This is a genomic window from Halomonas sp. DP5Y7-2 (assembly GCF_019802025.1).
In the GTDB taxonomy this organism is placed as follows: Bacteria; Pseudomonadota; Gammaproteobacteria; order Pseudomonadales; family Halomonadaceae; genus Halomonas; species Halomonas litopenaei_A.
In genome coordinates this window covers 152,395-176,080 of record NZ_JAHVHY010000007.1, presented here as the reverse complement: position 1 = coordinate 176,080, position 23,686 = coordinate 152,395, and the positions used below count along the sequence as shown (strand labels likewise).

The 23,686-nt window shown below is 59.8% G+C and carries 23 protein-coding genes and 1 tRNA gene; 10 read left to right on the top strand and 14 right to left on the bottom strand.

Features of this window, described 5'->3' with window-relative positions; genetic code table 11:
- Nucleotides 1-3 precede the first annotated feature (3 nt).
- From KUW18_RS14620 to KUW18_RS14600, 5 genes are all read right to left on the bottom strand, one after another.
- Nucleotides 4-357: a TusE/DsrC/DsvC family sulfur relay protein gene (locus KUW18_RS14620; RefSeq protein WP_206938885.1), complete on the bottom strand. Its 354-nt coding sequence runs from the start codon at nucleotides 355-357 to the stop codon at nucleotides 4-6.
- Between the two features lie 153 nt (nucleotides 358-510).
- Nucleotides 511-801, bottom strand: a complete 291-nt coding sequence (gene tusB, locus KUW18_RS14615; RefSeq protein WP_206938895.1) for a sulfurtransferase complex subunit TusB — start codon at nucleotides 799-801, stop codon at nucleotides 511-513.
- A gap of 131 nt (nucleotides 802-932) precedes the next feature.
- Nucleotides 933-1,322 (bottom strand): DsrE family protein, encoded by a 390-nt coding sequence (locus tag KUW18_RS14610; protein WP_222561747.1) that lies wholly within the window; start codon nucleotides 1,320-1,322, stop codon nucleotides 933-935.
- Between the two features lie 43 nt (nucleotides 1,323-1,365).
- Nucleotides 1,366-1,758 (bottom strand): sulfurtransferase complex subunit TusD, encoded by a 393-nt coding sequence (gene tusD, locus KUW18_RS14605; RefSeq protein WP_222561746.1) that lies wholly within the window; start codon nucleotides 1,756-1,758, stop codon nucleotides 1,366-1,368.
- Between the two features lie 134 nt (nucleotides 1,759-1,892).
- Nucleotides 1,893-2,564 carry a Bax inhibitor-1/YccA family protein gene (locus KUW18_RS14600; RefSeq protein ID WP_206938901.1) on the bottom strand — a complete coding sequence of 224 codons (672 nt, stop codon included), beginning with the start codon at nucleotides 2,562-2,564 and terminating at the stop codon, nucleotides 1,893-1,895.
- A gap of 331 nt (nucleotides 2,565-2,895) precedes the next feature.
- On the opposite strand from KUW18_RS14600, the gene KUW18_RS14595 reads away from it, so the two are divergent.
- Nucleotides 2,896-2,985: transfer RNA gene (locus KUW18_RS14595), tRNA-Ser, on the top strand.
- A gap of 964 nt (nucleotides 2,986-3,949) precedes the next feature.
- Here KUW18_RS14595 and KUW18_RS14590 read toward each other — a convergent pair.
- Complete coding sequence (locus KUW18_RS14590) at nucleotides 3,950-4,750, bottom strand: M48 family metallopeptidase (RefSeq protein WP_222238512.1); 801 nt, start codon at nucleotides 4,748-4,750, stop codon at nucleotides 3,950-3,952.
- A gap of 244 nt (nucleotides 4,751-4,994) precedes the next feature.
- Nucleotides 4,995-6,701 carry a potassium/proton antiporter gene (locus KUW18_RS14585; RefSeq protein ID WP_222163784.1) on the bottom strand — a complete coding sequence of 569 codons (1,707 nt, stop codon included), beginning with the start codon at nucleotides 6,699-6,701 and terminating at the stop codon, nucleotides 4,995-4,997.
- Between the two features lie 147 nt (nucleotides 6,702-6,848).
- Here KUW18_RS14585 and KUW18_RS14580 point away from each other — a divergent pair, with 147 nt between their 5' ends.
- A complete protein-coding gene (locus KUW18_RS14580; RefSeq protein WP_222163783.1) occupies nucleotides 6,849-8,150 on the top strand; it encodes an ABC transporter substrate-binding protein in 1,302 nt (433 codons plus the stop codon).
- Nucleotides 8,151-8,292: 142 nt separating this feature from the next.
- Here KUW18_RS14580 and KUW18_RS14575 read toward each other — a convergent pair whose 3' ends face one another.
- Nucleotides 8,293-9,069, bottom strand: a complete 777-nt coding sequence (locus tag KUW18_RS14575; protein ID WP_222483287.1) for an alpha/beta fold hydrolase — start codon at nucleotides 9,067-9,069, stop codon at nucleotides 8,293-8,295.
- Nucleotides 9,070-9,193: 124 nt separating this feature from the next.
- On the bottom strand, nucleotides 9,194-9,880 hold the full coding sequence (locus tag KUW18_RS14570; protein WP_206938933.1) for a 7-cyano-7-deazaguanine/7-aminomethyl-7-deazaguanine transporter: 687 nt from the start codon (nucleotides 9,878-9,880) through the stop codon (nucleotides 9,194-9,196).
- A 742-nt stretch (nucleotides 9,881-10,622) separates the two neighbouring features.
- Between KUW18_RS14570 and KUW18_RS14565 the strand changes: the two genes are divergently transcribed.
- The gene (locus KUW18_RS14565; RefSeq protein WP_206938942.1) at nucleotides 10,623-10,952 is read left to right on the top strand and encodes an ArsR/SmtB family transcription factor; all 330 of its coding nucleotides are present in this window, start codon (nucleotides 10,623-10,625) and stop codon (nucleotides 10,950-10,952) included.
- A 151-nt stretch (nucleotides 10,953-11,103) separates the two neighbouring features.
- Here the strand turns inward: KUW18_RS14565 and sohB are convergent, their stop codons facing one another.
- The gene (gene sohB, locus KUW18_RS14560; RefSeq protein WP_222561745.1) at nucleotides 11,104-12,129 is read right to left on the bottom strand and encodes a protease SohB; all 1,026 of its coding nucleotides are present in this window, start codon (nucleotides 12,127-12,129) and stop codon (nucleotides 11,104-11,106) included.
- A gap of 156 nt (nucleotides 12,130-12,285) precedes the next feature.
- On the opposite strand from sohB, the gene KUW18_RS14555 reads away from it, so the two are divergent.
- Entirely contained in the window at nucleotides 12,286-12,591 is a 306-nt protein-coding gene (locus KUW18_RS14555) for an SCP2 sterol-binding domain-containing protein (protein WP_222163780.1), read from the top strand.
- Between the two features lie 175 nt (nucleotides 12,592-12,766).
- Here KUW18_RS14555 and nudC read toward each other — a convergent pair whose 3' ends face one another.
- The 4 genes from nudC to KUW18_RS14535 are packed head-to-tail and all read right to left on the bottom strand — an operon-like array spanning nucleotide 12,767 to nucleotide 15,606.
- Nucleotides 12,767-13,546 (bottom strand): NAD(+) diphosphatase, encoded by a 780-nt coding sequence (nudC, locus tag KUW18_RS14550; RefSeq protein ID WP_222163779.1) that lies wholly within the window; start codon nucleotides 13,544-13,546, stop codon nucleotides 12,767-12,769.
- Nucleotides 13,546-14,322 (bottom strand): DNA polymerase III subunit epsilon, encoded by a 777-nt coding sequence (gene dnaQ / locus KUW18_RS14545; RefSeq protein ID WP_206938950.1) that lies wholly within the window; start codon nucleotides 14,320-14,322, stop codon nucleotides 13,546-13,548. The genes nudC and dnaQ overlap by 1 nt, the downstream gene beginning before the upstream one ends.
- Nucleotides 14,323-14,361: 39 nt before the next feature.
- Nucleotides 14,362-14,823 carry a ribonuclease HI gene (gene rnhA / locus KUW18_RS14540; RefSeq protein WP_206938954.1) on the bottom strand — a complete coding sequence of 154 codons (462 nt, stop codon included), beginning with the start codon at nucleotides 14,821-14,823 and terminating at the stop codon, nucleotides 14,362-14,364.
- 6 nt (nucleotides 14,824-14,829) lie between these two features.
- Nucleotides 14,830-15,606, bottom strand: coding sequence for a class I SAM-dependent methyltransferase (locus KUW18_RS14535; RefSeq protein ID WP_224852104.1), 777 nt, complete (start codon nucleotides 15,604-15,606; stop codon nucleotides 14,830-14,832).
- Nucleotides 15,607-15,784: 178 nt separating this feature from the next.
- Here KUW18_RS14535 and gloB point away from each other — a divergent pair, with 178 nt between their 5' ends.
- The 6 genes from gloB to KUW18_RS14505 all read left to right on the top strand — a co-directional run bounded on the left by gloB (nucleotide 15,785) and on the right by KUW18_RS14505 (nucleotide 23,614).
- Nucleotides 15,785-16,567, top strand: coding sequence for a hydroxyacylglutathione hydrolase (gene gloB / locus KUW18_RS14530; protein ID WP_222238520.1), 783 nt, complete (start codon nucleotides 15,785-15,787; stop codon nucleotides 16,565-16,567).
- 83 nt (nucleotides 16,568-16,650) lie between these two features.
- A complete protein-coding gene (locus KUW18_RS14525; RefSeq protein ID WP_222561744.1) occupies nucleotides 16,651-17,859 on the top strand; it encodes a transglycosylase SLT domain-containing protein in 1,209 nt (402 codons plus the stop codon).
- A gap of 66 nt (nucleotides 17,860-17,925) precedes the next feature.
- On the top strand, nucleotides 17,926-19,731 hold the full coding sequence (locus KUW18_RS14520; protein WP_222561743.1) for an extracellular solute-binding protein: 1,806 nt from the start codon (nucleotides 17,926-17,928) through the stop codon (nucleotides 19,729-19,731).
- 144 nt (nucleotides 19,732-19,875) lie between these two features.
- A complete protein-coding gene (locus tag KUW18_RS14515) occupies nucleotides 19,876-20,949 on the top strand; it encodes a microcin C ABC transporter permease YejB (RefSeq protein ID WP_222485884.1) in 1,074 nt (357 codons plus the stop codon).
- A gap of 2 nt (nucleotides 20,950-20,951) precedes the next feature.
- On the top strand, nucleotides 20,952-22,016 hold the full coding sequence (locus tag KUW18_RS14510) for an ABC transporter permease (protein ID WP_409995523.1): 1,065 nt from the start codon (nucleotides 20,952-20,954) through the stop codon (nucleotides 22,014-22,016).
- On the top strand, nucleotides 22,013-23,614 hold the full coding sequence (locus KUW18_RS14505) for an ABC transporter ATP-binding protein (protein ID WP_206938976.1): 1,602 nt from the start codon (nucleotides 22,013-22,015) through the stop codon (nucleotides 23,612-23,614). Before KUW18_RS14510 ends, KUW18_RS14505 begins: the two co-directional genes overlap by 4 nt.
- Nucleotides 23,615-23,686 lie beyond the last annotated feature (72 nt).

Sequence of the window (23,686 nt, the reverse complement as noted above, 5' to 3'; positions counted from 1 at the left end):
AGCCTAGAGGCAATTGGTCGGTTTAGGCAATCCAGCAAGGCGGGCACCTAGCTTCGGCGGACTGCCCGGAAATAACCGCATGAGATAGATCGAGCTAGCCTTGTCCTGGCCAAGGGCCTTGCCCACCGCCTTTACCAGCGGGCGCATGGCTGGCGACTGCTCGTAGCGCCCGTAGAACTCGCGCAGCACGTGGAGGATCTCCCAATGCTCCTCGGTAAGCACCAGGCCCTCCCGCCCTGCCAGCGCCTCGGCGACTTCAGGAGTCCAGTCGTTAAGATCAACAAGGTAGCCCTCGGGATCGAGTCCGATGGTGCCCGTGCCAAGGTTGAGCTCCTCAGCGGTCTGTGTCGTTGCCATGATGACGCTCTCCTGCTGGACGACGCTGATGACGGTGAATACTGAACGCCATGCCTGCATGGCGCTAGATAACAATAGGTGGGGGCACTGACAGCGAGCATAAACCCCGCGAATCGCCAGGGATGGCAGCTGGCTATCACCAGACTTACTGACTCAGTACCAGCTCACCACCTTGGTGGCCTGCTCCGTCAAGGCGACAAACTCCTGGATATCAATGACGGTGATGCTATCGGAACAGGCATCGACGAGACCTCGCGACGCCAGATCTTCTCGCAGCGCGAACAGTCTGCCAGTGAGCTGAGGCCAGCGCCCAGCCTGGGCTGGCAGGCACCCCAGGACACCATCCTCTATGAGCAACAGGCAATCTGCCTCGGTCATGGCGGCCAACGCCTGAAGGTAGACTGACGAATCTAGCGGCGAGCGATTGAGGGTATGCAGAATCATTGTTGCTCCACAGGGGCGACAAATGGCAATGGTGCAATAGATGGGTGAGGTCGATGGGTACAATAGATGAGCCGTGACTCAACCAGCAGGATCGCTTCCGTCGTCCATAGACAGTGAACGCCTCGCAGGTCTCAGAACGTCATTACCAGCGAATGGCATGCCATCAACTGAGCGACACCGCCACTGTCGACAGCGGTGACGTCGATGGCCAGAGCGTCTGCCGACATGTCGAGGGCTTCCAGACTGGCACTGTCGGCATAGCACCGATCGATGTCATACATCTCGAGCATGTCCAGCGTCGGCAGAGTTCCCTTCTGGTCCAGCGGGCCTTTGCCCTGACCTGGCATCAAGGCGGCCACGCCACTGCCCATGAACAGAAGCGATACACGGCGCCCAAAGGCGGCAGCCACCAGAGCAGCATCAAGCCCTTCCTTCAGCGCGATACCTGAATGAGGACCATGGCGAAGAATCACCAGCAGTTCTCCCGCTGCCCCCTCGTCGACTGACGTCGTTACCGTCATACCCACTCCTCCGGGTTTGTCCCTGGCCGTGACTCCGATCGCGTCATGCGCCGAAGGTGATTAGACGGTCACAGTCAACACCAAGGTCGATCAGCTGCCCCAGTCCGGTGAGCGTGAAAGGTGGCGCAAGGCTGTGCCCGTTCTTGCCATGTCGCGCCGCCTCAGCGGCATCGATGATGCCGCGTCGAAGAGCCGCCGCAATGCACACCTCGAGCCTGACGTCATGGTCACGCTGAAGATCTATCCAGCCATCGACAATCTGCGGCTCGTCCTGGGGCGGGGTCGCCAGGCTCGCCGCATTGTGAACGCCATCAGCGTAGAAGAACACGGCTTCCAGGCGGTGACCACGCGCTATCACCGCCTGGGCGAAACGCAGTGCACTATGGGCTGCCTGAGAGCTGTAAGGCGCACCCAGCAACAGGATGGCGTAGCGCATATATCTCTACCCCTGGACAGCGTCATCAATCACTGGCATCGGGTCTATGGCGACACGCAGCCAGCACAAAAAAATGGCCCCGCATGAGCGGGGCCACCATTCTACGATACTTGTGCCATTCCGTCCCGTCTGGATCAATCCTGGCTGACAACGCCCAGCAGTGACAGCAGGCTGATGAACAGGTTGTAGATCGAGACATACAGGGTGATGGTAGCGAGGATATAGTTCGTTTCGCCGGCCCGATGAACGATCTCGCTGGTTTGATACAGGATCGCTGCCGAGGAGAACAGGACAAAGCCCGCAGAGACCATCAGGGACAGCGAAGGAATGTTGAAGATCAGCGCGGCAACCATGGCCAGGATCAGCACGATGGCACCCGCCATCATGAAGTTGGCCAGGAAGCTGAAGTCCTTGCGGGTGATCAGCGCGACCGCCGACAGACCGAAGAAGGTCAAACCGGTCATGCCCAGCGCGGTCATGATCAGTTCAGGGCCATTCGACAGCGTCAGGTAGGCGCTGAGAATAGGACCAAGGGTGAAGCCCATGAAGCCGGTGAAGGCGAATGTCGCCAGTAGCCCCATGGCGGAATTAGCGGTCTTGTGAACCAGGAACATCAGGCCGTATGCGCCAATGAAGAACACCAGAATGTTCATCTGCTGAACGCCGAGGGCCACTGCCGCCCCCGCTGTCACCGCAGAGAACAGCAGTGTCATCGCCAGCAAGCCGTAGGTATTGCGCAAGACCTTATTGGTCGCAGCTACCTGCGTCTGGGTCTGACGACTCACCTGTGACTCTTGATAAGCCATGTATCCGTAGCTCCCTGTTTGTGGACATGCATTCGACACAGCATGCCCATGGGAGGTTCCCGGCGCAAGACGTCTACCTGCGCGGTTTCAACGAAGGGAATTCACCTGAATGGCGCTGCATCCCCGCCACACTTGGCTCGAACAGCGTTTCCTATTGGCGACAAAAAATTGCTTAGCTGCACATTTCTTGCGCAGTTTCCCCCTTGCCAATCGCCTGGGCTAAAGATTAATGACCTGGCTGACGAGGGCTCCTCGGGTAGGCCGTAACACATTGATCGCACACAACTGTTGACGTGAGAAGAAAAGCTGGTAAAGTACATCGCCGTGAGCCGGAGGGATGGCAGAGCGGTTGAATGCACCGGTCTTGAAAACCGGCAAGGGTTAACGCCCTTCCAGGGTTCGAATCCCTGTCCCTCCGCCACCTCGAATTGCCAAACGCCGAATCTGTCCTGCAGATTCGGCGTTTTCGTGATGGTATACACACCTGGATCGTCAGCACGATCAACTCCTTTCTCACCATACCGATGAAGCTCGAACCAACCCGTCTAGCATTCAGCGGTGCCCCGCGCTTGTCTTTTGTCTCTAACCGCTACTCTCTTCTCCCTTCTCTCTTCTCTCTTCCCACTTTGCTTATTGTTGTTTCTTGTCGGTGTCTCTGTCCTCACCTGTCTCTGCCCTCACCTTCGACCATTGAGCCGGCACCCAGGTTGACGCCTGGCGCCTGAGCAGCAGCTGCCTATAGCGCTCCCAAGCGCTGCGCCTGGCAACCGCACTGACGTGATATCATTAGCAGACTAGGCATTAGCAGATGCCAGGGGATGAGCGGCCCGACTGCTGAAGCGCCGCGCCCCCTGGGGGCAAATGATGCGGACGGACTGAACCTTTTCGTACCGTCATACTCTTATTGCTCAATAAGATATCGCTTAATGAATACCCTAATCATTACTCAGCATACGGCGCGTGACATCACCGTTGAAGGCTCAGTAAACTTTTGACAATGCTGATGGCTTACAGCACGTAGACTGCGCGCCTTCGCAAAAAGAGCAGAATTACCCATGAAGCACTTTCGCGTCGAGAGCTACCAGACCAAGGCGCTCAAACGTACCCGATGGGCCGTCGTCGCCTTTTCTGACTCATCACCAGGAGCGACACGCCAGGTGATCTCACGCCATGACAGCCAAGACGCGGCGCGGTCGGCAGCGGCCGCCCTTGCCTTCGAGGACAGGCTACCCACCCGCCCTGACGATAAAGCGTAAAGAGCGCCCTATTGGCGCGGTATGGCCACCGCCGACCAGCCCAGGATCGCTACAGGCAACGCGACCCGCCAGACAACGTGGGGCCCATGCCAGAGCTGTCAGGCAAAGAGAAAGGATATAGAGGTGGCACTATAGCGGCCGAGCAGAACACCGAGATGGTACCGCCTCTTGATACTGTCTCTTGGCAGCGGCCATATGCTCTCTTAGCCCACTGATGCGGGACTGATGGCCGGGATGCGTGGACAGGATCTCAGGCGGTTGACTGCCGCCAAGCGCCGCCATATTGCGCCACAAGGTGATGCTGGCCCCAGGATCAAACCCAGCGCGCGCCATGATCGCAAGCCCCATCAGGTCAGCTTCTGACTCATGCACCCGGCTGAAAGGCAGCGCGATGCCTAGCTGACTGCCGATCCCCAGCGCTTCCATCAGCGGCTCCTGGCCGACATCGCCCTCGCTGATCAGGCCCACCACCAACAGCACCGCCTTGATGCCTAGCTGCTGAGTCAACCGCTCGTTGCCATGCTTAGCCAGCACGTGGGCGATTTCATGTGCAATGACGGCGGCCAGCTGGTCCGGGGACTGCGCGACATCAAACAAACCCGTGTTGACCCCAATACGCCCACCCGGCAAGGCAAACGCATTGGGTGAAGGGGAGTCGAAGATCACCACCTGCCAGTCCTCGGGCGTCTCCACCTCTGGATATTCCAGGCGAGCTGACTTGATGAGGGCTGCGCTGATGCACTGGACCAGCGCCTTGCGCGACACGTCCTGATCCAGAGGAAGCTCATGGCGAAGCTGATCAAAGGCCTGCCTGCCCATATCGCTCATGACGAAACCCGGCACAAGAGCCAGCTGGCTGCGACCAGCCGGCGTTTCGTCGCAGCCGCTCAGCACCACCAGCAGCAACAACGGCAATAGTCGTCTGAGCATGACCATCTCTCCACACGCCTCCCAGGGACGACGCCCCATTGCTCCAAGGCTCTGACAACATGATTCGGACGCCTGCTCACCATCCAGCGGCAGGCTATTCGCCAGGTTTTGTCCGACAAGTCGACGAGCGAAGGTGAAACAAGGCAAACATCGGTGAGAAAGCGCAGTTTACGAGGTGTAAATGAGCATTTAGACCGATGTTTTAACGCCGTATCACCAAGCGCAGGCACTTTCCGTACAAGCCCTAGTACAGGCGCAGCCCCACCTTGGTGATATGGTTTCCCTCCATGTCACTGACCACCCACTGGATACCGTGCCAGTCGACGTCATCGCCCACGACAGGATGACCGCCCAACCGCAGCCCCAAAAACTCCCCTAGCGTCAACGACGCTTCGCCAGGACTCAGGGTCAATCCGTAAGCGTCGGCCACGTCACCCATGCGCGCCTCAGCATCCAGCGTAAAGGTCCCGAAGAAGGCTCGCTGCTGGCGATGCTTCGCATCGCCATTGAACAGACGATTCAGCGCAGGCAGGTCATCGCTCTTGCCGATGACACAGATGATGTCGTCCATGCGCAGCTGGGTACTGCCTTTGGGATGCAACATCACGTGCTGACGAAACAGCGCCGAAATCAATGAGCCCGAGGGAAAGCGTAACAAGCGAATCGGGATGTCTTCGAGATCAGAGTTCTCGACCTTGTAGACAAACATCTCGAAATCGTTTTCCGGCAAGATGCCAAGCGGGCCGCGATGATTGGGCGTTGCACTGTCAGGCACCATGACCTTCATCCGCTTAGCCATCCACGGCAAGGTCCCGCCCTGAATCAGCAGCGATAGCAACACCACCGCAAAGGCCACATTGAAGTAAAGGTCCGCCCGCTCGACGCCGCCAATGACGGGAAAGATGGCCAGCACGATAGGCACCGCGCCGCGCAACCCCACCCAAGAGATAAAGCCGACCTCACGCCAGCGAAAATGAAAGAACGGCTTGAGCGTAAGAATCACCGCCAGTGGCCGCGCCACGAAGATCAACGCCAGCGCCACTACCGATGCGGGTAACAGCACGTCGAACAGCGCCGACGGCGTAACCAGAAGCCCCAGCACCAGAAACAGACCTATCTGACTCAACCATGCCAGCCCGTCGTGTACCGGCAAGATGAAGTTGAGATGACGACCGGGCTGATTACCGATCATCAGGCCCGCCAGATAGATTGCCAGGAAGCCGCTTCCTCCAAGAGCACTGGTCAGGCCGAAGACACAGAACCCCAGGGCCAGGGCCAGCAGCGAGTAGAGGCCAGGAGCCAGGTCAAGGTAGCGCAGCAATTTGCCGATCAGCCAGCCCGCGCCGAGACCCAGTGCAATGGCGACGGCGAACTGCTGAATAAAGAACAGCAGCATGTCCAGCGGTCCACCCAGGTCCCCCACCAGCGCTTCGATCAACACCAGTGTCAGAAAGATCGCCATGGGATCGTTGGTGCCGGACTCGATCTCAAGGGTTGCACCAACACGCTCATTGAGATTCAGGCCACGCCCGCTGAGCATGGAAAACACCGCAGCAGCGTCCGTCGACCCGACGATGGCTCCGACAAGAAGCCCCTGCAGCAGCGACAGGTCGAACACCCACATCGCCAACAGCCCCACCAGACCGCTGGTGATGAACACGCCTGCGGTGGCCAATCCCAAGGCCGGCCGGAAGCCCACTCGAAAGGTCTTCAGCCGGGTGCGAAGACCGCCATCGAGAAGAATCATCGCCAGCGCCAGATGACCAATGACGAAGGCTAGGGAATAGTTGTCAAAGTCGATGCCAAGCAGGCCATCCTCGCCCGCCAGCATGCCCAGCCCAAGAAAGAGCACCAGAAGAGGCACCCCGGCCAACGCGGAGAGTCGGCTCGCCAGCACGCTCAACGCGATCAAGGTGCCACATAACAGAAAAAGGCTATTGATGGAGTCCATGCGAGTCCCTTGCAAAGTTCGACCACAGTATCTCATGCGGGTCAAACGCTGATCCATCAAGATGTTGATGGATGCCGCTGGTAGGTGAAATTACCGTTGTATACACTAGCCCGCTGGTACGAACGCCTGATCCACGGGAGACACTTGATGGCGAAGTCAATGTCCTGGCGCCATCGTCTAGGCTGGCTCATGGCCACCGCTTTGACACTGGGCTTTATTAGCGCTTCCTGTCCGGCTGCAGACGAGCAGGGCTCAACCGATGCTGCCGTCGCAGTCGACAGCAACGAGGCCGCCACGGCGATCCAGCCGCAGGCTGACAACGATGCTGGGGAGCAGGAAGCGCAGCAGCAAGGGCAGCCCGACGAGAGCACCGCCAGCGCTCAGGACGACCCCACGGATACCCCGCCCGCTGCCGAACACGCCAACAACAGTGCGTCCGGTGCCGAGCGACATGATCCCGCGGCAGCCTATGAAGGCCTGCCCACAGGACCAAGCGTGGATACGCCGTCACGGGCCATCGCGCCATCGATCACCGCGGCGCCGGCAGACCCCATCGCTCCCCCGCCCGTGACCACTCTCAACGTCATTCTCGAATGGACCCCAGGTCCGCAGCACGCCGCACTGCTCGTGGCGCAACACAAGGGACTGTTCCGGCGCCGCGGACTTGACGTTCATCTCAAGACGCCGGCAGATCCGGACGTGGCGGCCAAGCTGGTCGCTGCCTCACAGGCAGATCTTGCCCTGACAGATCAACTCAGCCTGCATGCCGCCGTCGATGACGGGCGTCCGATCATGAGGGTCGCTACGCTGGTGGAGCTTCCCCTCGCGGCGCTCGTCGTGCGTGACGACATCAACGCCGCCTCAGCGCTGTCATTGATCGATCATCGGGTCGGCTACGCCCAGCAATCCGACAAGGATGTCCTGCTTAGAGCCATTCTGCAGCAGGAGGGATTGAACCTGTCACATGTGGAAGCGAAGGACGTGCATTTCAGCATCATTCGCGCCATGAGCGAAAACTGGGTTGATGCGGTCGTTGGCGGCCACGGCATCTCGCTACCACGCGAATTGGGTGACCTGGGAGTGGCGACGCGAGTCATGTCGGCAGCCTCCTTGGGCATACCAATTCACGATGGGCTCATCCTGGTGGCCAACCAGGAACACTATCAGTCACAGCAGGATGCCATTCGTAGATTCATTGACTCGATTGAGGAAGCCACTCGCTGGATCATCGAGCATCCCACCGAGGCGTGGGACATCATGGTGCAACAGCAACCGACCATGGACAGCGCAGCAAATGCCGCCGCGTGGCCCGACATCAGGCGCCGACTCAGCCTCCGTCCGGCGGCCATGGATCACGGTCGCTATCGGCGCGTGGAACGCTACCTGCACGACCAAGGCATAGTGAAGGAGATAACCCCAGTGTCTCGCCTTGGCCGCGACCCAGGCTGACCTTGGGTCTAAGCCCAGAGCCCAGAGCCCAGGGCCTAAACCCACGAGCCCCAAGCCCGGTTGCAAGCGCCACGAAATGACCGAGTGCCTTTTATCCGCCTGGCGCTGGCCGTTATCGCGGCACCTGTCGCTGTTAGACTGACTAGGCTAATGGTTCAAGAAAGCGATCGATGCACTGCTGGAATTCCTTGGCCTTCTCGGTATGCAGCCAATGTCCGGCGTCAAGGGTTTCCAGCGAAGCCTCCGGCAGCACTTCACGAACCGCCGCCAACCTGGCGTCAGCCACATAGTCCGAGCGACTACCGCGAATGACGATGGAAGGCACTCGAATGGGACCCTGACCGGCGGGTTCGGCCATGATGTCTTCGTAACTTCCCTCGATGGCATCCAGATTGACCCTTAGGCAAAGTACATTGCCTTCCCCCCGAACGAGGTTGGTCGCCAGGAACATGCGGGTTGGCTTGTCCTCCACATGCGCAGCCATCAGCTCATCAGCTTCTCGGCGGTCCTTGGGGGCAGACGCCTCCACCGCACGTAGCGCCGCGAACACACTGTCATGTCGGTGCTCGTAGGCTACCGGCGCAATATCGGCCACCATCAGGGACGCGACAAGATCCGGATACAGGCGAGCAAGAGACATGACCACCTTGCCACCCATGGAATGGCCCAACAGGTGGACCTTGTCGGCCCCTGATCCCGTAATAACGTCGGCCAGGTCCTCTGCCATGTCCTCGTAACTCATGCCGTCTGCGTGGGGAGAGCGCCCATGGTTGCGAAGATCGACCGCGATGACACGGCGCTGTTGCGACCAGTGCTTGACGTGGGAGCGCCAGTTGTCGGCGCTACCTAGCAGGCCATGCACAATCACCAGGGGCACTCCCGGCCCACCGCTGTCAGCTACTTCAAGGGCAACCGCCATGTCTGCAACTCCTTCTCTTGCGCAATTCTAGGATCAGCCCCCACCCACGATGGGGGAAAGAAATGGGGTAAGCACAAAGCTTACCCCGTCGCACCAGCGCCGCAAGGCGGACTTGGCCGTACCACTAGCCACGCCGATCTGCTGCGCGCTCCGGCCAGCGGTCGGCACTGCCCGTGGCGACGACCAGGCGCTGGGTCAGCGTCTTGAGCAACACCCCGTAAAGAGGCAGGAAGAACGCCAGACTGATGGCCAGCTTGATGGCATAGTCAACTGCCGCAATTTCCGGCCAGTGCAAAGCCATGAAGGGATCAGGCCCCGCATGGAAGGCAATGGCGAAAAACGCCAGCGTATCGACAAGATTACCGAGCAGCGTGGAAGCCGCTGGCGCTACCCACCAGGCGCCCAAGCGCCGTAAGCGATCAAACACCTGCACGTCCAGCAGCTGGCCGAGCAGATATGCCATAAAACTGGCAAGCGCAATACGCGCGACAAAGAGGTTGACCTCATCGAAGGCAGCCATGCCCACGTAGCTTCCCTTGGGAAAAATCACCGACACCAGGTAGGAGATCACCAGGGCTGGCAGCATGACCCGCAAGATGATCGCCCGAGCGGGCTCCTTACCGAACAGCCTTACCGTCAGGTCCGTGGCAAGAAAGATGAAGGGAAAACTGAAGGCGCCCCAGGTGGTATGCAAGCCAAATACCGTGAAGGGCAACTGCACGAGGTAGTTGCTGGCGGCAATGACGGCAATATGAAAAGCCACCATAAGTGCCAGCAATCGACGGCGCTGATCGGTCGTAAGCGTCAACATAGCGAACCTTTTTGGTAAGGGGTGAGGGAACCCTGGTGATCGAGTCATGGCGACAGACGTCGCGCATGAGGGTGTTGAGAGGCAGCAAACGCAGGCCCTGCTCACGGAAACCGAGCTAGACCCGAGACGCAAACACCCCAAAAGTGCCTGCCGTGCGCTTTTATGCCGGGTGCAAGATTATACGCACATCGCCATGGCCATGCCATGCATGCCACGCGGCAGACAGCCTGGAGGCCGCCTGCGCCCCCACCACACGACGATGAGACAGCGCCTGTTACTGCACGTTGCGATTCGATTCCCTTTAGTCAATATCAGCAACCATATGAAGACCATGGTTACTTAACGAGACAATAATTTGCTAATTCTGCTGTAGCGGTCACAAACAAGCGTTTAAGACGCGTTTACTCCTACAATGCGCTATAATTGAGGAGTTTCTTAATCACTGACGCACTGAAAGGCGAGCCGTCCTGGAGCGACATAAGCCTGACGCAACCCAGGCCTGAAGCTAATTAGGTTCAGAGCACCCCAGGCATACAGCGAAAACGTCTATGGGCTTGTGTTGCAGCCCCAAGCGGGAGCGGGATGGCAACGCTGTTCATCCGCGCTCACTTAATCAGGGTGACAAGACATTTATGCGAAACACTGCAACCTCTTGCAACGCCCCACCCGTCCAGAACCTGCTGGACCGCAAGCCAGCGCCGGGTGTCGATATGATCAGTCACCATTGCAGTGGAGAGTGCTGATGAACAGCCAACAACGTGTTGCCGGTCGTCTGCTTGAGGGAGGAGACGCCGTGGTCGATAGGGCCAGTGGCCTGCTCAAGGCGATTGCCAACGACAACCGGTTACGAATTCTCTGCCTGCTGGAAGGACACGAACTCTCCGTCACGGAGCTTAATCAACGACTTAGCCTCAGCCAATCCGCCCTATCGCAACATCTGGCCATTTTAAGGCGCGCGGAACTGGTCACTACGCGGCGCTCCTCTCAGACCATCTACTACTCACTCAATGGTGAAAGTGCGAGCATCATGATCGCCGCGATCGTCAAGATGAACGCCGCCAATGACGATTGATGGCCGCCAGATCGAGACGGACAAAAGGCAGGATGCCAACCGTCTTGAGTATCGCTACAAGGCTTGAGGACCAACGCTGTCACGCAGAGCGTGGCGAAAAACTCAAGCCTTGTGCAGGCGGGTGTTACTCGTCTCCTTCCAGCAATACCCTTTAACGATGCTCCCAGCGGGATGCGTCCAGGCGCTCTTCTACTCTATCAAGGGCCTTGTCCACCACAGCAGAAGAGGAAAAGCCTAGCCGCTGAGCTAGCGTCGGCACTGACGACAGCTTGACGCTAAAGACCCGCCGTTCGGACATCACCTGAGCGAGATAGGCTTCGCTGGTCGCCACTTCATCTGCCAACCCCTTCGCCACGGCTTCCTCGCCATACCAGACCTCGCCAGTGGATACGGCTTCAATATCCACATGGGTACGACGCTCAGCCACGTAGGACTTGAACCTCTCGTGAATATTCTCGAGATCCTGCTGAAGCTTGTCTCGTCCCTCATCGGTATTTTCGCCTAACACCGTCACCGTTCTTTTGTAGCGACCGGCGGTAAACAGCTCGACGTCAATATCGTGGCGCTTCAACAGTCGATGGACGTTAGGAACCTGTGCCACGACACCAATGGAACCAATGACGGCGAAAGGTGCCACGATGATGCGCTTGGCGTTGCACGCCATCAGATACCCGCCGCTGGCAGCCACCTTGTCGACACATACCGTGGTATTGAGGCCCGCAGCATTGAGCCTGTCCAGCTCTGCAGCAGCTTGCCCGTAGGCATGGACCACTCCGCCTGGGCTCTCGATACGAACGATGACATCATCCCCCTCACGGGCAGTATCGATCAGCAGTGAGACCTCCCTGGCCAGGCGGTCGACCCCACTGGCCTTGAGATTACCGTGAAAGTCCAGGACCCAGGCAGTAGACCTGCTATCGTCACCTTGGCCTGCCGCTTTGGTCTCGTCCGATGACCTCTTGAAGGGCCAGAGCCCCCGCCGGCGCTTGGGCGACATGGCCTGAACAAGCCTCGCCCTCAGCCGGCGCTGGCGCTGGCCCAAGTCGACAATCTGCAGCTGCTCTCGCCCTTCGCTCTTCTGGCCGCGTGATCCAAGCGCAATCGCTCCCATGACAACCAGCGCGACCAGCAGCAACTGAACAAAAAACGTCACCAATTCACCCAACCACTCTTCCATGACATCCTCCTGCGACACTCATGACGTGAGACGAGACCGAACAGGCAGAATCATGCTTTACAACCACCAGCATGCTCGGCAACGACAATCTCGACCTTGATTAAAACATCCGTTTGAAATACGCTTCCATACAGATTCCCAGACCCAGGATGCAACATGTCAACCACCCTCGAGTCCCTGCGCTCTCGCTTCAACCCGGATGCTGCCAAGGGCATGAACGAAGTCTTCCAGTTCCATTTCAGCGATGTCGAAGACTACTACGTGGTCATCGATGATGGCGCGCTGGATATCCAGCAAGGCGAGCATGACGACCCTTCTGTCAGCCTGAGCATGAGCAGTGAGACGCTCAAGGGAATCATGCAAGGCAACATCAACGGCATGACGGCCTTCATGACCGGTAAACTAAAGGCAACCGGCAACATCATGCTGGCGACACGGCTTACCGACCTGTTCCCGAGCTGATAGCCCGCGGCCAGCAGACAAGCTGCTGGCCGCTCCGCGCGACTGTCATTCTTCGACGCCGACCTGGACTGACAGGCGCTTACACAGCTCATCCCTAAAGCCGTTCATTTCTCAAGCCGCTCATTTCTCAAGCCGTTCACCCCTCAACGAGTTCATCCGCCAAGTGGCTCAGGCCCTAACCACCCCGGCCGTCGCGCACCTCAGCCAGGTGCAGCTCTATCAGTTCGCGGGAAATCGAGTAGAGAGGGGGAAGCTGGGGTAGTGTGCGCGGTGTAAACCAGGCGGCATCCTGAATTTCATGGCCATCAATCCGGATTCTTCGGGTCGAGGCTTCCACCAGATAGCCAAGCATCAAAGAATGCGGAAATGGCCACGCCTGACTGCGAATGTAACGTAGCCGTCCCAACGAGATACCGACCTCTTCATGCACTTCACGATGCACGGCCTGCTCGGCAGATTCGCCGGGCTCGATGAATCCCGCCAGAGTGGAATATCGCCCAGGGGGAAACCTGGGACTGCGAGCCAGCAGCAGCGACTCACCATGGGTCACCAGGGTAATGATACACGGTGAAATACGAGGATAGTTGCGATGACCGCAATGGTAGCAGTGCATCGCAAATTCGTGCTCGAGCCGCGTGGCGGCCTGGCCGCAGCGCCCGCAGTAGCGGTGGTTGGCCATCCAGGCCCCCACCTGAAGCGCGGTCGACACGAGGGCGAACCATGATTCGGGTAACTGAGCCAACCATCCACGGCCGTCGATCCAGTCATCCCCTGGCTCGGATTCCAGACGCAGTCCAATCGGGTCGTCGTTCCACCAGCAAAGGGGTTGCACCTGGTCGTCCCAGTCCTGAATCAGCCCCAGTGGCGTATCGTCGACGCCAGGGGCGATGCGTCCTTCCGACAGCCTGATCACTCGGCCGCGCGCTATTCCCTGCGGCAGCTCCCGACGTAGCATCAGTGACTCTCCTCCTTGGGCTGACCCAGGCCAGCATACTCCGGTGCCAAGTGATCCCAATGACACTGGCCCGCCTTGGACCTCACGGCGTCGAGCTTCGCCAGGTGCGCCTGCTGCTCATCCTCATCGGGACGAATCACCGTCAGCCGCCCTGCATCCAGTGACAAGCGGCGCACTGACAACTCACCCGGAACTGCCGCCTGCTGATCCTTGTCATCTCCGGCATCCAGCGTCAGCGCGGTCTGGCCGCCCGTCATTGCCAGATAGACGTCGGCCAGAATCTCAGCGTCAAGCAAGGCCCCGTGAAGCACCCGGTGACCGTTGTCGATGTCATAGCGCTTGCACAGCGCATCCAGGCTGTTGCGTTGGCCGGGATGCAGCTCCCGCGCCATCGTAAGGGTATCCAGCACGCCGCAATGCTGCCTGACCGGACCAGGATAGAGATCGGGCCGAGTCGCCTTCAGCAGCGAGAATTCATGATCGATGAAGCCCACGTCGAAGGGTGCGTTATGGATAACCAGTTCAGCCCCCCGTATGAAGTCCCAGAACTCGGCTGCCACGTCGGCGAAGACCGGCTCGTTGGCGACTCGCTCATTGGTGATACCGTGAATCCCGATGGCTTCGGCATCGATATCACGTTCTGGATTGATGTACTGATGATAGGTGTTACCGGTGAGGCGACGATTGATCATCTCCACCGCACCGATCTCAATCATTCGGTGACCATCGCGGGTCTCGATACCGGTGGTCTCAGTATCCAGCACTATCTGTCGCATGGGGATTTCCTGAATGTGGTAACGCCAGCGCCTGCGGGGTCAGGCGCCGCTCAACAAGTCGTCGATGGCTTCGTTGACCAGCCTGTCGGCAGCTTCATTGCCTGGGTGGCCGCTGTGCCCCTTGACCCAGTGCCACTCGATCTGATGACGCTGGGTCTGGGCGTAGAGCTCGCGCCAGAGATCAGCATTCTTGACCGGTTGCTTGGCAGCTGTCTTCCAGCCACGCTTGATCCACCCGTGAATCCACTCGGTAATGCCCTTGCGCAGGTATTCTGAGTCTGTCCACAGCGCGACTCGGCATTCCCGCTTCAACACGCCGAGGGCGCGTATCGCGGCGGTCAGCTCCATTCGATTATTGGTGGTGTCATGCTCGGCGCCCTTGAGCTCCTTGCGATGGTCGCCACTCTCGAGCAGCGCGCCCCACCCTCCTGGCCCTGGGTTACCTCGACACCCTCCGTCCGTATAAATAGTGACGACAGGGAGTGAGTCCGGTGTGGTCAACGCATTTCACCCTTTTTTCTGCTTCTGATGTTGTCGGACGCTAGGCTCCAGACAGGTGGTACCCAGGTGAGCACCACCGACCTGCAGGCCAAACAGCGGCCGCCGTCCTTGTGTGCACGCCAACTGAGAGCGACAGCGCGCCTGAATGATGTAGCAGTCGCCCATCGGCAGGTTATAGCGCCGACCCAGGGTTTCCAGCATGGTGTTGCGCCCGGACAACCCCGGCAGACGAAAGCGGCAGTAGTCTAACCGGTCGATCTCGACATCGACAAACTCCAGCCAGTCCCTGAGCGTACCCGGTGTTCGCCAGTGGCCCTGACCTGGCAGATGGCGTCGCTGCCGTGGGCTGAGCCTCATCAGCCCGGACACCGACAAGGGAGACCACCCGAGCAGCACCAGCCTGCCCTGCGGCGCCAACACACGCACGGCCTCCTGCAGCAATTGATGAGGATGAGCCACGACCTCAAGCAGATGATTGAGCACTACTAGATCAACCGCCCCATCGGGTAGCGGGAGGCGCTCGGGCAGGCATACCAGCGTGCTGGAACTTTCCGCCAACTCCCTGGTCGGAGACCATCGTATCCAGTGACGCACGGCGGTCATGTCGACCAAAGGTTCGGCCAGAGATAGCTCGAGACCATGCTGGCCGCACCAGCGCTCCGCCAGAGGACCCAAACAGGCCCTCTCGCAACGGCGGACAGCTTGACCACTGTCACTGGACCAGTAGCGTCGAGCGTGCCGTATCAGGCGCGCGAGCTCCATCGGCTCCGACGCATTTGACATAGTGGACTCGTGCCTCCAAAGTGTCTGATTTTGCAGGGCGAAAAGCGAAGTTTACTGAAGACATCAGCTGCCGCCTGTCGCCACTAGCAGAGCGCCTGCAAGCTAACTAGACGTGTGCGCCTGCGGCATTAAATCCAGTGGCTATCGACTCTGCGGCTTTCGAAGGAACCTGACGACCATGCTAAGCGTGACACCGATTCCTGCCTTTAGCGACAACTATATCTGGCTACTGCGCCAGGATTCGAGTCAAGAGGTCTGCGTGGTCGATCCAGGCGACGCCGAGCCCGTCATTCAGCTGCTTGAACGGGAAAACCTGACGCTGGGATGCATCCTGGTGACCCATCACCACCACGACCATACAGGCGGCATCGCCGAACTGGTCGAGCGCTATTCACCCCGCGTGGTCGGACCCAGAGCGTCGGGCTCGGACGCTCCCACGGTCGAGGGCATTACCGAGATCGTCGGTGATGGTGATGAACTACGCGTGATGGGGCGCCTGTTCGAGGTGATGGCGGTTCCGGGGCACACCCTCGACCACATCGCTTTCTTCACCGCTGGCATCCCCTCTCTACTGTTTTGTGGAGACACCTTGTTCAGCGGTGGCTGTGGCAGATTGTTCGAAGGATCCCCCGAACAGATGCTGCGCTCCCTCGAGCGGCTGAATACGCTACCAGCCGAAACCCTGGTATTCTCGGCCCACGAATACACCCTGGCCAACCTTGCCTTTGCGCAGGCGGCCAATCCAGGCAACCCCGAGGTTGCCCGTGCCCTGACCGACTGTCAGAAAGCACGTGAACTGGACCGACCCACGCTGCCAACAACGATGGAACGTGAGCGCCGTATCAATCCTTTCCTTCGTTGCGATGATGAGGATGTCAAGCGCGCTGCATCAGCTCATGGGTCGACCGACAGCACGGACGCCACCTTTGCCACGTTGAGAGCCTGGAAGGATGACTTCTAAGGTCGCCATCAACTAGGCGTTCCATGTACATCGCCCCATGACAGGTTCGTGAACCCTTTCATGAACCGGGAGAACTCTTACGCATGACATTTCACACGACCCGTAGACGACTTCTTGGTGCGGCCAGTAGTCTGGCGCTCCTTGGCTCGTTGATGGCCGGTGCCTATACCTCGCAAGCCTCACCGCTCCCACCCGGTGGAGCACTGCCCTATAACAGCGGCCCCGGCAGCACTGCGGCCGCCCAGGGCGGCGCTGCGGCGCACCAGCATTTGACCACTCACTTCTGGGACGCGCTGGAACTGGAACCGCAGGATGCCTGGACCAGCCTGCGCGGAGATTTTCAGTGGAACGATGTGGCCGTCAATGCGCGTGTGCAGGAGTGGATCGACTACTACCAGAAAAGTCCCCACAACGTTGCTGAGATCACCGAACGCGCCCGTCCTTGGCTAGCCTGGATCACCCAACAGGTGGAATCCCGCGGCCTCCCCGGCGAGATCGCCTTGATCCCGTTCGTGGAAAGCTCATTTGATCCCAAGGCACGCAGCCACTTTGGCGCCGCTGGACTGTGGCAAATCATGCCGCGTACCGGCGACGCGCTGGGGCTGAAGCGCAACGGTGCCTGGGATGGCCGCAATGATGTCGTAGCATCGACTCGCGCCGCCCTGGACTACATCGAGATGCAGGCCGATCAGTGGTACGAAGGCGATCTGATGCTGTCTCTGGCTGCCTACAACGCTGGCGCTGGTACGGTCAACAATGCCCGCCGCGCCGCGCAGGCAAGAGGCCTGGCCGGAGACTACTGGGACCTCAATCTTCCCGCCGAAACGATGGCCTACGTTCCCAAGCTGATTGCGATTTCTCGTATCATCGATAGCCCCGAGCGCTACGGCGTGACGTTACCTGACATCAGCGGTTCCGCGGCCTTCGCCAAGGTCTCGGTGACAGCTCCCATCTCGCTCAGCAAGGCCGCCGCCCTCGCCGGCGTGACCACAAGCGAGCTGGCCGAGCTGAACCCTGGGCTGAAGTCACGCAACGTCAATCCTCGCCACACCCGTCAAATTCTGGTCCCTGCCGAGAGCGCAGCGACCCTGCGCAGCGCCCTCACCAACATCAACGATGTTCAGGTGGCCAGCGCAGACTCGGCAGACACCCATGTGGTCGAGAGCGGCGAGACCCTCACGCGCATCGCCATGCTCTACTCTGTGTCACCTCGTGACCTTGCCCAATGGAATGGCATCGATAATCCGCAGGCTTTACAACCGGGCCAGCAACTGACACTTTCCGGAAGATAAAGCGGACGCCATTCTGGCGTCCCTCAGGACAAGGATTTCAGCGCGATGCGACAGGTGGCGATTGGCATGAGCCTCGCGAGCGTGCTGCTGGCCGGACATTGTGCGGCCGCAGACGTATCAACCGTTCCCACGGTGCATGCCCTACCTCTGTTCGGTGAGCCGGCACTGCCGGCTGACTTTGACCACCTGCCCCATGCCAACCCCGATGCTCCCCATGGAGGCAGCCTGGTTCGTGCTGCTCAGGGCAGCTTCGACTCGACCAATCCCTTTATCGTGCGCGGCACTCCCGCCTCGGGGCTTACCCAGATATATGACACCCTGCTGGAGTCGAACCCTGGTGAACCTTTCACCATGTATGGGCTGCTGGCCGAAGGCATCAGGCTCGATCCGGATCGGCGCTGGGTCGAATTCGACTTGCGCCCGGAAGCGCGTTTTCATGACGGTGAACCGGTTGATGCCGACGATGTTGTCTTCAGTTTCCAGACGCTGACCACCCAGGGACAGCCGTTCTATCGCGCCTACTACAGCGACGTTACCAGCGTGACCGCGGTTGATCGCGATACTATCCGCTTTGAACTTGGAGACAGCGAGAGTCGAGAGCTGCCGCTGATCCTGGGGCAGATGCCGATCCTGCCTGAGCACTTCTGGCAAGACCGTGATTTCGAGGCCGTCACCCGCGACGCCTTACTGGGATCGGGGCCCTATCGTATCGCCGAGGTAGATCCTGGCCGCCGAATCGTCTATGAGCGGGTCGATGACTACTGGGGGTGGCAGGTTCCGGTCAACGTGGGACGCCACAATATCCAGCGACTGGTGTTTGACTACTATCGCGACCAGACGGTGGCGCTGGAAGCCTTCAAGGCCGGTAACCTCGACTTTCGACTGGAGAACTCCGCCAGCAACTGGGCGACCGCCTACGAGTTTCCTGCGCTCAAGGAAGGGTTTGTCAAACAGCTGCAGGTGCACGATGGCCAGCCAGCGGGCATGCAGGCCTACGTGATGAATCTGCGCAAGGACAAGTTTCAGGACGTGCGCGTGCGCGAGGCCATCACCATGGGCTTCGACTTTCCATGGCTGAATCAGAATCTGTTCTATGGGGCATACGAGCGCACCGACAGCTACTTCGAGAATTCCGAGATGGAAGCCAGTGGCCTGCCTTCCGCCCAGGAGCTTGCCTTGCTGGAGCCCTTTCGTGACCAGCTACCCGAGCGGGTCTTCACCCAGCCATTGCCCATGGAGCAACCCGAGGCCTTACGCCCACGTCTCGCTCATGCCCTTCAGCTGTTGACCGAAGCCGGCTTCGAAGCCCGAGATGGCACGATGGTCAATGCGCAGACCGGGGAACCGCTCAACATCGAAATCCTGCTCTACAGCACCCAGTTCGAGCGCATTGCTCAGCCGTTGCTGCGCAATCTTGCAAGGCTGGGCATCCAGGGCAACATTCGCACGGTGGATGTCAATCAGTACCTCAACCGCCTGCGCAACTTCGATTTCGACATGGTGGTGGGCAGCTATCCACAGTCCCTGAGTCCCGGCAACGAACAGCGCGAGTTCTGGGGAAGCGAGTACGCAGATCGCCCCCAGAGCCGCAACCTCATCGGATTGAAGGACCCGGTCATCGATGCCCTCGTGGATCGTCTTATCGCCGCGGAATCGCGCGAGGCACTGGATACGGCCGCGCATGCCCTCGACCGGGTGTTGCGCTGGGGGTTCTATGTGGTTCCGCAGTTTCATCTGGCCGCACACCGTATCGCGCTGTGGGACAAGTTCGCCTGGCAGGAGCCCTTTCCCGAGTACACGCTCGATCTCAGTGCCTGGTGGGTCGATGGCGAGCGCGAAGAGGCCGTCGAGGCGCGCCAACGCAGCCGCTGACGGGCTGGCGAGATACCGTCCACTGGGAGCCCAGCATGAAGGCGGCATAAAGGGGGCGCCGACGTTGATTCTGGCGAGTTGCTGAGTGACGCTCAACGCATCACCGTGGCAGCATGACGAGAACCTGTTCTGCAAGGAAGTGCCGTGGGTGCCTACATACTGCGCCGACTGTTGTTGATGATTCCCACCCTGCTGGGGATCATGCTGCTCAATTTCATGATCGTTCAGGCCGCCCCCGGCGGCCCCATCGATCAAATTCTGGCCCGTTTCGAGGGCTTCTCCAGCGAGGCCAGCACACGTCTGCAAGGCGGAGGTGGCGAGACACTGACCAGCGGAGAGTCACGCGGCAGCCGCGGGGTGCCCGAGCAGTTCATTGCTCAACTCGAACAGCAGTTCGGCTTCGACAAGCCCGCCCATGAGCGCTTCTTCGACATGATGGTGGACTATGCCACCTTCGACTTCGGCGAGAGCTTCTTCCGCGGCGAAGCGGTCACCACACTGATGCTGGAGCGTCTGCCGGTGTCGATATCGCTCGGTCTGTGGACGACGCTGCTGGTCTATCTCATTTCCATCCCCCTGGGGGTACGCAAGGCGCTGAAACACGGCTCCGCCTTCGATGTCTGGACATCGGGGCTGGTCATCGTGGGATATGCCATTCCGGGGTTCCTGTTCGCCATCCTGTTGATCGTGCTGTTCGCGGGCGGCAGCTACTTCGATGTCTTCCCGCTGCGCGGGCTGACCTCACCGGATTTCGCGGAGCTGGGAACCTGGGACAAGGTAAAGGACTATCTCTGGCACATTATCCTGCCGGTCAGCGCCTCGGCCATCGGCAGCTTTGCCACCCTGACCATGTTGACCAAGAACAGCTTTCTCGATGAGATTCATCGCCAGTACGTGCTGACGGCCAGAGCCAAGGGCGCTGGGGACCGCAGGGTGCTGTACGGTCACGTCTTTCGTAACGCCATGCTGATCATCATCGCCGGCATGCCTGCCGCCCTGATTGGCATCTTCTTCACCGGCTCGCTGCTGATCGAGGTGATCTTTTCCTTGAACGGCCTGGGGCTGCTCGGCTTTGAGGCCGTGATGCAACGTGACTACCCGGTCATCTTCGGCACCTTGTATCTGTATACCCTGATAGGCCTCCTGTTAAAGCTGGTGTCCGACCTGACCTATGTCTGGGTGGACCCTCGCATCGACTTCGACACTCGGGAGTCCTGACCGTGCCGACGCTATCCCCCATCACCCGACGCCGACTCAGCGTATTTCGTCACCAGCGCCGCGCCTGGTGGTCGCTGTGGGTCTTTGGATTGCTGTTCGTCCTGAGCCTTGGCGCGGAGTTGGTAGCCAATGACAAGCCGTTGCTGGTGAAGTACCAGCAGGAATGGTATTTCCCGTTGGCCGTGGATTACCCCGACACCGCCTTTGGTGGCTTCCTGCCTACCCCCGCCGACTATCGCGATGCGTTTACCCGGGACGCCATCGAGGCGGACGGCTGGATCCTGTGGGCCCCCATCCCCTACTCCTATGACACCCTGGATATGGCGCTGACCCACCCTGCCCCCTCGCCGCCCGATGCCCGCCACTGGCTAGGCACCGATGACCAGGGGCGGGACGTGCTGGCTCGCGTCATCTATGGCTTCCGCCTGTCGGTCATCTTTGCCCTGGTGCTGACCCTGGGCTCCCTGGTGCTGGGGGTGCTGGCAGGCGGGGTCCAGGGCTACTTTGGAGGCAAGGTCGACCTGGTAGGCCAGCGCCTGACCGAAATCTGGTCCGGGCTGCCCGTGCTGTTCCTGTTGATCATCCTGGCGAGCCTGGTCGAACCGAACCTGTGGTGGCTGCTGGGGATCATGCTGCTGTTCTCGTGGCTCGGCCTGGTGGACATCGTGCGAGCGGAATTCCTGCGTGCGCGCAATCTCGAATATGTCCGGGCCGCAAAGGCCATGGGGCTACCGTCGCATCTGATCATGTGGCGACATGTCCTGCCCAATGCCATGGTCGCCACCCTGACCTTCATCCCGTTCCTGTTCACCGGTGCCATCACCACCCTGACAGCACTGGATTTCCTGGGCTTTGGCTTACCACCGGGCTCCCCTTCCCTGGGCGAGCTGGTCGCGCAAGGTAAGAACAATCTCCAGGCTCCCTGGCTTGGCATTACCGCCTTTCTGACGCTCGCCATCATGCTGTCATTGCTGGTGTTTATCGGTGAGGGCATCCGTGATGCCTTCGATCCCCGCCACGTGCCCTCCTCGACAAGCAGCGGAACAGCCCAAGGAAGCGAGACATGAGCAGCGATACGCTACTGACCCTAGATCGCCTCAGCATCGACTTCGACGGACATAATGTCGTCAATGAGCTGTCCCTGGAGGTCAGGCGCGGGGAAACCCTGGCGCTGGTCGGGGAGTCTGGCTCGGGCAAGTCGGTCAGCGCACTCGGCGCCTTCAATCTGCTCTCCGACAATGCCAGCGTCTCTGGGGGCCGCTTCCTCGAGCAGACCGATCTCAGCAGGCTTACACGGGCGCAATGGCAAGGCCTGCTTGGCAACAGAGTCGGCTTCGTCTTTCAGGAGCCGATGACGTCACTCAATCCGCTGCACACGATTGGTCGCCAGCTGGCCGAAACCTTGAGATTGCACCAGGGCATCAAGGGACGTGCGGCACGTGCTCGCTGTCATCAACTACTCGAACAGGTACAGCTGCCCCGTGCGGAAGAGCTACTCGACGCCTGGCCCCATCAACTCTCCGGGGGGCAGCGCCAACGGGTGATGATCGCCATGGCCATCGCCAACGAGCCACAGCTGTTGATTGCCGATGAGCCTACCACGGCGCTGGATGTCACCGTGCAGCAGGATGTCCTTACACTGTTGGCTGAGCTTCGCGATCGCCATGGCATGGGCATGCTGTTCATTACCCATGACTTGAATCTGGTGAAACGCCACGCCGATCGCGTCTGTGTCATGCACCGAGGCGTGGCCCAGGAAACCGGCGATGTCGACGAGGTCTTCAGCGCTCCCCGTAGCCAACATGCAAGAGAACTGCTGGAGGCAGAGCCCGCGGGACAGCCTGCCCCCACCGCAGCAGATGCCAGCCTGCTGATGCGTGCAAAAGGGCTCAGCGTTACCTTCGAGCGCCCGCGGCGGCTGCTGCAACGGGCGCGGCCAGGATTTCAGGCGGTAGCGCCGCTGGACCTCGAAATTGCCGAGGGTGAAACCCTGGGCATCGTTGGCGAGTCGGGTTCGGGCAAGACCACTCTGGCGAGCGCCCTGCTAAGGCTTACCCGCAGTAGCGGGTCCATCCAGTTCGATGACCAGCGGCTTGATCAGCTGAGCGGCAACGCCCTGCGCAAGCAGCGTCGCCAGCTGCAGATGGTGTTTCAGGACCCCTATGGTTCCCTGTCACCCCGCATGCCGGTGGCCGACATCGTCAGTGAGGGGCTGCGCTACCATCACCCCGAGCTTTCCCCGACAGAAGTTGCCGAGCGGGTTCGCCGAACGCTACGGGAGGTCGAACTGCCACAAGACGTAGCGCGACGTTACCCCCATGAATTCTCGGGAGGCCAGCGCCAGCGCATCGCCGTGGCCAGAGCCATCATCCTTGAGCCTCGTCTCATCGTGCTGGATGAACCCACGTCGGCGCTGGACCGAACCGTTCAGAAGCAATTGATTGATCTGTTGCGACAACTTCAGGAGCGACATGGCTTGAGCTACCTGTTCATCAGTCATGACCTGGCAGTAGTGCGAGCCATGGCGCATCGCGTCATGGTACTGAAGGAGGGAAAGGTGGTCGAAGAAGGCCCTTGTGCCGACATTCTCTCCCGCCCGAGCAGTGCCTATACTCGTGCCCTGGTGGACGCCGCCGGACTCTCAACGGGTTACGACCCCAAGTAACGAGCGTCAGGAACGGCCGACGGTAACGAACGTCAGTAACGGACGGTAACGAGCGTCAGCTACGAGCGTCAG